Source organism: Streptosporangium sp. NPDC023825, assembly GCF_040639575.1.
Lineage (GTDB): Bacteria > Actinomycetota > Actinomycetes > Streptosporangiales > Streptosporangiaceae > Streptosporangium.
Map to the genome: position 1 here is coordinate 320357 of NZ_JBFAAE010000002.1, position 9022 is coordinate 329378.

Here is a 9022-nt window from a genome sequence, read left to right on the forward strand (position 1 = left end):
CGTGCCGTCCTGATCCGCGGCCTGTTCCGTCCTGACCCGTGATCCGCCGTCCCGCGAACCCCGCGCCTCCCTCCCGGCGCGGGCGGGGCGGAGCGTCGCACACAGGTTTGACCAGGTCAAAACCAACGCCAGGGCGTCTCCACCCGTACGGAGGACTTGAATCGAGTCATGATTCCCGCCGACGACCCGCAGAGCCGAGCGGTCATCGACATCGCGGCACGGCTCTTCGCGGCGTTCGGTCACGACGGCACGTCACTGCAGGCGATAGCGGAGGCGGCCGGGCAGGACCTGAGGTGGGTGCAACAGCGGTTCGGCGACAAACACGATCTCTACCTCGCCGTCATCGACCACGCCGGCCGGGCGGAACGGGCCCTCGTGGAGGACGTGCTCAGCGCGCTCCCCGCCGCCGGCCCCGAGGAATTCGCCGCCGTCATGTACGAGCTCTCCGAGCGCTACATGGAGTTCTGCCTCGACAACCCGCAGATCCCCGCGCTGTGGATGCACCGCTGGCTCGGCGACGCCGCCGACCTCCCCGACCTGGAGCAGATCTACTCCATCCCCCTCATCAACCTCACCCGCGACGCGATGCGCTCCGCCGCCAGGGCCGGGCTGATCGACGACCAGGTGGACCTGAGCCTGCTGCTGCGCACGCTGATCTGGAGCGTGTACGGGTTCCTGCACGGCGAGGCGATCGCCGAGGCGGAGCACTCCATCTCCGCCGACCCGGGGGCACGGCAACGCCTCCTGGCCCATCACCGCCAGCTGCTCGACCGCATGCTGAGACTCCCCGGGGCCTGAGAACGGCCTCCGAGAGACCTTCTCCGCCCCGGAGAGCGGCCTGCCCGCCGGACCCGTGCCGTCCGGGGAGGCCGGCGGGGCCGGCGGACGACGCTCAGGCGTCCCCCGGCATCAGACCCGCCCACCGGCGCGGTGGGGGGCGACCGGCTCCCCGTCCCCGCTGTCGGTGGCATCGGTTACTGTGGCGTCGATCATGAAGGCGGGCAGGGTGGGAGCGTGCCCACGCGGGTCGGGAAATCCTCTCGACGCCAGGCCGCGACCGGCCCATGATGTCGGTGGGACACTTCCACCGACCGGGACGACGGCGACCCCGCCACCGCCCCGCGCGTCCTGGCAGTCGCGAGAACCGACGGGGGTTTTCGAAGGATGACCGCAACGACCATCTCGGCCCGGGGCGAGACCCTGGCCTTTCCAGAGGGCTTCGTCTGGGGTGCCGCCACCGCCTCGTACCAGATCGAGGGCGCGGCGCGAGACGGTGGGCGGGGCCCGTCGATCTGGGATACCTTCTCCCACACGCCGGGCAGGACCACCGACGGCCACACCGGCGACGTGGCCTGCGACCACTACCACCGCTACGCCGAAGACGTCCGCATGATGGCGGAGCTGGGCCTCGGGGCCTACCGGTTCTCGGTGGCGTGGCCCAGGATCCAGCCGTCGGGCTCGGGGCCCGCCGTCGCCGCCGGGCTCGACTTCTACGACCGGCTGGTGGACGAGCTGCTGGCGGCCGACATCGCGCCCTACGTGACGCTCTACCACTGGGACCTCCCCCAGGCGCTGGAGGACCTGGGCGGGTGGACCGACCGCGACACGGCCCACCGCTTCGCCGACTTCACCCGCCTCGTGCACGACCGGCTCGGCGACCGCGTCGGGACGTGGATGACCGTCAACGAGCCGTGGGTGGCCGCGGTGCTGGGGTACGGCATCGGCATCCACGCGCCGGGCCGGGCCTCGGCGGCGGAGGCCTTCCGCGCCTCCCACCACCTCCTGCTGGCCCACGGCCTGAGCGCCCGGGTGCTGCGCGACGCGGGCGCCCGCGAGATCGCCCTCACCCTGAACCTCACGCCGGTGATGACGCCCGGCCAGCTGAGCGACCCCGACCTCGTCCCGTCCGCCGAGGACGCCGAGGCGGTGAACCGGATCGACTGCCTCATCAACCGGCAGTTCCTCGACCCCGCCCTGCGCGGGAAGTACCCCGACACGGTGCTCGCGATCATGGAGCGCATGGGCGGGACCGACCACATCCACGACGGCGACCTCGAAACGATCAACCAGCCCATCGACCTGCTCGGGATCAACTACTACACCCCCTGCGTCGTACGGTCCGAGCCGGGCGAGCCGGCCAACGCCGCCTACCCCGGCAGCGAGGGCATCCGGTTCAGCGGCACCCACGCCCCGACGACGGCGATGGGCTGGGCGATCGTGCCGACCGGGCTCTCCCAGCTGCTCACGCGGCTCTCGCGCGACTACCCCGAGGTCGGCCTGATCGTCACCGAGAACGGCGCCGCGTTCGACGACGTGGTGGCGGGCGACCGCGTGCACGACGCCGACAGGACCGCCTTCTTCGAGGGCCACCTGAGGGCCGCGCACGCCGCGATCGAGGCCGGTGCCGACCTGCGCGGCTTCCTGGTCTGGTCGCTGCTGGACAACTTCGAGTGGGCCGAGGGCTACAACAAGCGCTTCGGGATCGTGCACGTCGACTTCGAGACACAGCGGCGGCTGCCCAAGGACAGCGCGCTGTGGTACCGCGAGGTGATCCGGCACAACGGGCTGCACCGCGAGCGCGCCAAGCGCCCCACCCTGGAGGCGGTCGCCGCCCGCGCGGGCGTGTCGAGGTCGACCGTCTCCCGGGTGATCAACGGTGAGGGCACGGTCAGCGACGAGTTCCGCGCGATCGTCATGCACGCCGTCAACGAGCTGGGCTACGTTCCCAACTCGGCGGCCCGCAGCCTGGTGACCCGGCGCACCGACTCGATCGCGCTGGTCGTCTCCGGCTCCCCCGCCGGGGTCCGCTCCGACGACCCGCTGTTCTCGGCGACCGTCCGCTCGGCCACCCGGGAGCTGGAGGAGTCGGGCAAGCGCGTCACTCTCATGCTCGCCGACTCGACGGCCGGCCGGCTCCGGGTGGAGCAGTACGCCGCCTCGGGGCACGTGGACGGGGTGGTGCTCGTGTCGGCTCAGGGCGCCGACCCGCTGCCCTCCGCGCTGGCCCGTACGGGCATCCCCGTCGTGTCACTGGGCCGGCCCGCGGTGGCGACGCACGCCGCGTACGCCGACGTCGACAACGCGGGCGGCGCCGCCTCGGTGGTCGGGCACCTGATCGCCAGGGGACGGCGGCGGATCGCCGCGATCGCCGGCCCCCCGGACATGGTCGCCGCGCAGGACCGGCTCAGGGGCTACCGCGAGGCCCTGCGCGACACCGGGCACCGGTCGATCATCGCCGTCGGCGATCTCACCCTCGCCTCGGGCGCGGACGCGATGCGCCAGCTCCTGCGTGACGACCCGGCGCTCGACGCGGTCTTCGCGGCCGGCGACCTGATGGCGATCGGTGCCCTGCGGGTGTTGAGCGAGTCGGGGCGGCGGGTGCCGGACGACGTCGCGATCGCGGGATTCGACGACATCGAGGCCGCCTCCTACGCCGTGCCCGCGCTCACCACGGTGCGCGCGCCCCGGGAGGACCAGGCGCGGGCGGCGGTGCGCCTGCTTCTCCGCCAGATCGACGGCGGTCCCGTGTCCTCGACGATCCTGCCCACGGAGCTGGTCATCCGGGAGTCCACCTGACGGGGTGACCGCGCGCCTCGGCCGGCGGAGAACTCCATGAAGGCACGGGCGAGGAACGTGAAGGGCCCGCCGGGGTGACGGCGGGCCCTTCACGTCTCGCGTCCCGGGCGGGGCGAGCCCTACGGTTTCGTCGGCGAGGTCGCCCGCGTCACGGGCCGGCACGCCGTGCCCGCCCCCGGCCCGGGCTCCCGGGTCCCGGGGATCCGGCCTCACGGACGCGCTCGTTCACGTCTCTCCCGGGGCGGCGCTCGTTCGCGTCCCCCCGGTCCGGCTCAGTCGCGCGCCTTCTTCCCGTCCGCGGTGACCGCGTACCACTCGTCGCCGAAGCCGTCGACATCATGTCCCTTGACGTCGCCGGCCTTGGTGTCCTTGGCGTAGTAGTAGAGGGGATGGCGGTTGTAGGTCACCTGCGTCGTGCCGTCGTCCCGCTCGGTGGTGTCGAGCAGGTCCGCCTTGACGCCCTGGCCCGCTTCGGGCTTCCCGTCCGTGACGTACGGCGGCCACGCCCGCGCGCAGGCGTCGGAACACGACGACTTCCCGTCCTTGTCCTTCTCGAAGAGGTAGAGCGTGCGTCCTCCCTCTCCGACCAGGACCTTTCCGATACTCGTCTCTCCCAGCTCGACCTTGGCCCTGGTCGCCGGCGAGGACGAGGCGGGGGTTTCTGGCGAGGTGGGCGACGCCTTGACCTGGTCCGCGACCATCGGCTCGGTCGTGCTCCCGTCGTCGGCGCCGCCGCATCCGGCTGCGAGCACGCCGAGCGCGAGCACACCGGCATGAAGCAACTTCCTCATCTCCGACCCTCCAGGTAAGCGGTGCCATTACTGCTGGACAGCAGACACGCTGCGGCACCGGTTGGGGGGCACGACACGGATCGCTTGGACATGCCTTTGCCCGCCCTTGCGAGACCCGTCTCACGCCCGGATCCCTGGACACCCCAAAGCGCTCGGATCCCCGGGCACCCCGAACCGCCCGGATCCCCCGGACACCCCGAACCGCCCGGGGCGGGCCGGCCCCGGCACGTCCTCGTCCTCAGACCTCGTAGGGGTGTCTGGCCCTGGCCTCGCGCAACGCGCGGGCCCACCATGTCAGCTGGTCCAGGGTGGTCTTGACGGTGGCGTCGCACTCCGCGTTCGCCCGGGGCCAGCTGCCGTCGGGGGCGAACCGCTCCCAGTAGCGGGGCAGCGCGACACCGTCGCGGATGGCCACCGCGTGCAGCTCGGCGAACACCTCGCGCAGCTGCGCGGCGGCGAGCAGGCCGCCGGAGTCGTTGCCGTAGGAGACGACCGCGACCGGCTTGGCCCGCCACTCCCGGTGGAACCAGTCGATGGCGTTCTTGAGCGGAGCCGGGAAGCTCCGGTTGTACTCGGGAGTCACCACCACGAACGCGTCGGCACCCGCCAGGCGCGGCGCCAGCGCGACCACCGGCGCGGGCAGCGCCTCGTCCTGGTCCGTGAGCGTCTGCGGCAGGGCGGCGTCGGCCAGATCGATCAGGTCTATCTCCAGCTCCGTCCGTCTGCGGGCCCGCCCCGCGAACCAGTCCGCGACCGTGGGGCCGAACCGGCCGTTACGGGTGCTGCCGACGATGACCGCCACCCGCAACCGGTCGCCGTTCTGCGTCTTCGGCATCCCCGACCTCCTTCGCTCCCGCGTGATGGGCCCCACCCTGCCGGAGGGCGTTTACGGCATGTTTACGCTCGGCTTCCGGTCGCCGCCCGGATCCGGTCCCGCGGCTCGGGCCCGGGTTCACCCGGCCCGTGCGGGGTGGTTCCCGTGCTCCGTACGACACAAGCCCGGTCCTCCCGCACGGGACCTCGGCCGGCGCGCACGGCCCGGCCCCGCGACGCCGTGTCGCGTTATGGTGGCGTCCATGCGTTTCGGGGTGCTGGGACCGCTGGCGGTGTGGACGACGGACGGCAGGCCCGTCGCCGTCCCCGGGCTGAAGGTTCGCGCCCTCCTCGCCGACCTGCTCATCCACGAGGGACGCCCGGTGCCCGCCGATCGGCTGGTCGACGACCTGTGGGGCGAGGATCTGCCGGGCAACCCGGCGGGGGCGCTGTCGGCCAAGGTCTCGCAGCTGCGCCGGGCCCTGGAGGACGCCGAACCCGGCGCCAGGAGGCTGGTGGTGTCGCCCCCTCCGGGCTACGTGCTGCGCGTCGACGCCGACGCGGTCGACGCGCGGCGGTTCCTCTCCCTGACCGCCGAGGCGGGGCGGACCGGCGACCCGCGCGCCAGGGCGGCGCTGCTGACCGACGCGCTCGCCCTGTGGCGCGGCCCCGCGCTGGCCGACTTCGCCGACGAGCCCTTCGCCCAAGCGATGATCACCCACCTGAACGAGCAGCGGCTCACCGCCCACGAGGATCACGCCGAGGCCCGCCTCGCCCTCGGCGAGCACACCCGGCTCGCGGCCGAGCTGGGCGGCCTGCTGGCCCGGCACCCCCTCAGGGAGAGGCTGCGCGCCGCCCACATGCTCGCCCTCTACCGTTCCGGACGGCAGACCGAGGCGCTGCGCGGCTACGAGGAGCTTCGCGTCCACCTCGCCGACGAGCTCGGCCTCGACCCGGGTGCCGAGCTGATCGCCCTGCACCGGGCGATCCTCGCCCGGGATCCGGCACTCGACCCGCCCGCCGTACCGGCCTCTCCCCCCGCCGGTCCACCTGCCAGGCCCGCCACGAACCTGCCCGCGCCCCTCACCGGCCTGGTCGGCAGGGACGACGCGATCGCCGAGATCGACGCCCTGCTGCGCGCCGGCCGCCTGGTGACCCTCACCGGTCCCGGCGGGGTGGGCAAGACCCGCCTCGCCGTCGAGACCGCGTGGCGGCTGACGGACGCCTTCCCCGACGGCGTGTGGCTGGTCGAGCTGGCCGCGCTCGACCGGGCGGGCGCCCTGGCGACGACGGACTCGCTGATCGACGCGGTCGCGACGGTGCTGGACATCCACGACGGCGCCGGTCCGGGGAAGCCCGTGGACCGGTTGGTCGGCGCGCTCCGCCCCCGGCGGCTGCTGCTGGTGCTCGACAACTGCGAGCATCTCGTCGAGCCCGTCGCCGAACTGGCGGAACTCCTGTTGCGAGCCGTTCCCGGGCTGAGCGTCCTGGCCACCGGCCAGGAGCCCCTCGCCCTCACCGGTGAGGTGGTCTGGAACGTCCCGCCCCTGGAAACGCCGGACGCCGACGCCGACCTCGACGCGCTGGAACGGACCGGCTCGGTACGGCTGTTCGTCACCCGCGCCCGCGCGACGACCCGCGGGTTCACCCTCGACGCGGACACCGCCCCGGCGGTCGCCACGCTCTGCCGCCGTCTGGACGGCATCCCGCTGGCCCTGGAACTGGCCGCCACCAGGGTGCGCGCGCTGGGCGTGCACGGCCTCGTCGCCCGCCTGGACGACCGTTTCCGTCTCCTGTCCACCGGGCATCGCGGCGCCCCGCCCCGCCAGCGGACGCTGCACGCGATGATCAACTGGAGCTGGGATCTCCTGACCGGCCCCGAGCGCCTCGCCCTGCGCCGCCTCGCCGTGCACGCCGGCGGCTGCACCCTGTCCGCCGCCGAGGCCGTCTGCGGCGCGGACGACCTCCCCGCCGCCGACGTGCTCGACCTGCTGGCACGCCTGGTCGACCGCTCCATGGTCACCGTCACCCACACCGCCGACGGCCCCCGCTACCGCCTTCTGGAGTCGGTGGCCGCCTACTGCGCCGAACGCGTCCACGAGGCGGGTGAGTTCGAGCCGCTGCGGCGGCGCCACCGGCGCTACTACATCGATCTCGCCGAGGAGGCCGAGCGGCACCTGTACGGGCACGACCAGCGGCGGTGGCTGCGCCGCCTCGACGCGGAGGCCGCCAATCTCCGGGCGGCGCTCGACGGCGCGGTGGCCGACCGGGACCCGGAGGGCGGGCTCCGGCTGGTGAACGCGCTGGCCTGGTACTGGTTCCTGCGGGGCCGGCTGGCGGAGGCCGGGCGGTCTTCGGCCTCGGTGCTGGCCGTCACCACCGGGACGGCGGGCGCCACCGCGAACATGCCGGGCGTCACCGCCGGGGTGCCGGGCGTCGCGCGGATCCCCGCACTCCGCGCCAGAGCCCTCGCCTGGCAGGCGGGCTTCGCGTTCCTGCGCGGTGACGTCACCGACCAGGCGGCCATGCTGCTGTACGAGGACATCGACGACCCGGGCGAGCGGGCCAGGGCCCAGTGGTTCCTGGCCTTCACCGGGATGGGCACCGGTGGTCCGGCGGCCGGTGAGAAGCTGCTGGACGAGGCGCTGGCGGCCTTCGGCGTCCTCGGTGAACGGTGGGGGACGGCCGCGGCCCTCGTCATCCGGGCCAAGCACGCGCACATCAGGGGCGATGCGGCCGCCCTCGAACGCGACAGCGAGCGGGCGGCGGAACTGTTCGGCGAGATCGGTGACCGCTGGGGCCAGCTTCAGGCGACGGAATGGCTCGGCGGGCTGGCGGAGATGACCGGCGACCACGAGCGCGCCGACCGGCTGCACCGGGACGGGCTGCACATGGCCGAGGAACTCGGGCTCTGGCCCGAGGTCGCCGTACGCCTGGCCTGGCTCGGCTGGATCGCCCTGCAGCGCGGCGACCACACCGGGGCCAGGGAGTCGGGCGAGCGGGCGGCGCGGCTGGCCGCGGAGCAGGGCCACCAGGCCGGGCAGATCTTCGCCGAGACGGTGCTCGCCTACGCCGCCAGGAGGGCGGGCGGGTTCGACCTCGCGGAGACGCACCTGCGCAACATCCTGGAGTGGACCCCGAAGCGGGAGGACGGCGAGACGGACCACCTCGTGCACCTGCCGATGATCCTGGTCGAGCTCGGTTTCGTCTTCGAGGAGCGCGGCGACGCCGCGACGGCACGGGCCATGCACCTGGAGAGCTTCACCGTCGCCAGTGAGCTCGACGCCTTCCGTGACGTGACGCGCGCCCTGGAGGGCCTGGCCGGGGCGCTGTCCCTCGCCGGGGAGCACGGCCACGCCGCCCGGCTGCTGGGAGCGGCGGCCTCGGCCCGCCTGGCGACGGCGATGCCCCTGGCGCCCGCCGAGCGCGGCGATGTCGACAGGATCGCGGCGAGAGCCCGCGACGCGCTGGGCGAGGACGACTTCGCGTCCTGCTTCGAGCGCGGCGGCGACCTGACGCCCGAGGAGGCCCGATCGCTCGTCGACCAGGTGACCGTGCCCTGACGTGGACCGGGCGGACCGGTGCGCGAGGCCCCCGTCCCCGATCGTCCCCGGCCGGCGGCCGGCGCTCCCGCGCAGTCCCCGATCTTCCCGGACCGGTGACCGGTGACCGCACGGCGCGCGAATCCCCGGACAGCACGAAGCCGGCCCCCTGGGGAGCCGGCCGGGTTCGAGCGTGGGAGACCGATCGGGTCGGTGTGCGGGTGGGGAGGGGGTTAGAAGGCGTCGCCCCAGCGGCCGCAGTCGTCGAACTTGTCGGTGCCCTCGCAGACGCGGATCTTG

5 protein-coding genes are annotated in these 9022 nt (G+C 73.8%); 3 read left to right on the forward strand and 2 right to left on the reverse strand.

Annotated features, from left to right (window positions below):
• Positions 1 to 168 precede the first annotated feature (168 nt).
• Together AB0G15_RS03220 and AB0G15_RS03225 are read left to right on the forward strand one after the other, a co-directional pair.
• Positions 169 to 798 (forward strand): TetR/AcrR family transcriptional regulator, encoded by a 630-nt coding sequence (locus AB0G15_RS03220; RefSeq protein WP_362834818.1) that lies wholly within the window; start codon positions 169 to 171, stop codon positions 796 to 798.
• Positions 799 to 1164: 366 nt separating this feature from the next.
• Positions 1165 to 3576 carry a GH1 family beta-glucosidase gene (locus AB0G15_RS03225; RefSeq protein WP_362834820.1) on the forward strand — a complete coding sequence of 804 codons (2412 nt, stop codon included), beginning with the start codon at positions 1165 to 1167 and terminating at the stop codon, positions 3574 to 3576.
• 272 nt (positions 3577 to 3848) lie between these two features.
• Here AB0G15_RS03225 and AB0G15_RS03230 read toward each other — a convergent pair whose 3' ends face one another.
• Entirely contained in the window at positions 3849 to 4367 is a 519-nt protein-coding gene (locus AB0G15_RS03230; RefSeq protein ID WP_362689623.1) for a hypothetical protein, read from the reverse strand.
• 238 nt (positions 4368 to 4605) lie between these two features.
• Positions 4606 to 5202, reverse strand: coding sequence for an NAD(P)H-dependent oxidoreductase (locus AB0G15_RS03235; protein ID WP_362834822.1), 597 nt, complete (start codon positions 5200 to 5202; stop codon positions 4606 to 4608).
• Positions 5203 to 5443: 241 nt separating this feature from the next.
• Here AB0G15_RS03235 and AB0G15_RS03240 point away from each other — a divergent pair, with 241 nt between their 5' ends.
• A complete protein-coding gene (locus AB0G15_RS03240) occupies positions 5444 to 8743 on the forward strand; it encodes a BTAD domain-containing putative transcriptional regulator (protein WP_362834824.1) in 3300 nt (1099 codons plus the stop codon).
• Positions 8744 to 9022 lie beyond the last annotated feature (279 nt).